General features: G+C 66.6%; 1 protein-coding gene. It reads left to right on the plus strand.

Translation table 11 applies throughout. The annotated features are described in order from the left end of the window. The first annotated feature begins 62 nt into the window (after nucleotides 1–62). Nucleotides 63–1,421, plus strand: coding sequence for an IS4 family transposase (locus RCH07_RS19200; protein ID WP_326969087.1), 1,359 nt, complete (start codon nucleotides 63–65; stop codon nucleotides 1,419–1,421). The last annotated feature ends 13 nt before the right edge of the window (nucleotides 1,422–1,434 follow it).

A 1,434-nucleotide genomic window follows, 5' to 3' on the forward strand; every position in this document is an offset into this window, starting at 1 on the left:
GGCGTGGCTCCTGTTTGAGTAGTTCGGTCCTCCAAGACTGATCTACCCATACGGGAGCCACGATGTCCGATTCTGCCATTAATCATGCTCCGGGGGTATTCGCGCCGGGGCACCTGGGAGAGCTGACCCGTGTCGTTCCGTTCGATATGGTCGATGCCGCACTTGAGGCCGCTGGCGGCAAGGAACGCCGGGTCCGGCGGCTGCCCTCACGGGTGGTGATCTACCTGTTGCTCGCCGGGGTCCTGTTTGCTGACCAGGGATGGAAACAGGTCTTCTCACGGCTGGGGACGGGGCTGCCGGCCCCGGTGCGGAGCCCGTCGGCCTCGGCGCTGAGCGAAGCGATGCGCCGCGTGGGAACGGCCCCGCTGCGCGAGCTGTTCGCCCTGGTAAAAGGACCAGCGGTGACCGGCGCCCGGCAGATGACCCGGTTTGCGGGGCGGTTGGTCGTGGCGATCGATGGCACCCAGCTGGCGGTGGCCGATACCGAGGCCAACCGGTCACGTTATCCCAAACCCCGCAGTGGCCCCAACGGGGAAGCCGGGTACCCGATGATCAGGTTGGTCGCGATCCTCACCGCCGGAACCCGGTCAGTCATCGAGGCCGCCTTCGGCACCGATGCCGTAGGCGAGCTGACCTACGCCCGCCAGGTGATCTCGGCCCTGCAACCGGGCATGGTGCTGCTCGGGGACCGAAACTTCGCCACCTACGCCTTCTGCCGCGAGGTGACCGAAACCGGTGCGGACTTCCTTTTCCGTGCCAAGACCGGGGCCAAAGCCATGCAACTGCCGGTCCTGCGGCTGCTTCCCGATGGTTCGTATCTCTCCAACGCCGCAGGGCTACCGATCAGGGTCATCGACGCGGTCCTGACCACCACGACCGAAGCCAAGACCCTGACCACCGAATACCGGCTGGTCACCACGCTGCTGGATTCCCGCCAGGCTCCAGCACTGGCACTGATGAGCCTCTACCATGAGCGCTGGGAGATCGAAACGGCGTACTGCGAGCTCAAATCACGCATCTTGGGCGGCCGGGTTCTGCGCGGTCGGCACCCGGGCGCGGTCATCCAGGAAGTCTGGGCGCTGCTCACCTGCTACCAGGTCCTGCGCACCGCGATGACCGATGTGACGCTGCACCACCCCAGGACCGATCCCGACCGGCTCTCTTTCAGCATCGCGCTGAGGGCCGCCCGCGACCAGATCATCCAGGCCCGCGGCATCCTGGCCGGGGCCGTGATCGACCTCATCGGGCGCATCGGGGCCGCGGTCCTGGCCGAACAGATGCCGGCCCGCCGCATCCGAACCCGGCCCCGGGTGGTCAAACGCGCGATTTCCAAGTATCGGGCCAAGGAACGCGATATCGACCGCCGCACGTACCCGGCGACACTCAGCACGAGGATCTTGACACCCGCCCCCAGCCCTTAACCGAACGGCATTG

The sequence above is a fragment of the Arthrobacter sp. CG_A4 genome, from assembly GCF_035985125.1.
Lineage (GTDB): Bacteria > Actinomycetota > Actinomycetes > Actinomycetales > Micrococcaceae > Arthrobacter.

Bases quoted from the DNA above. Each gene is read 5' to 3' on its own strand.
- RCH07_RS19200 (WP_326969087.1), top strand. From the start codon at position 63: ATGTCCGATTCTGCCATTAATCATGCTCCGGGGGTATTCGCGCCGGGG.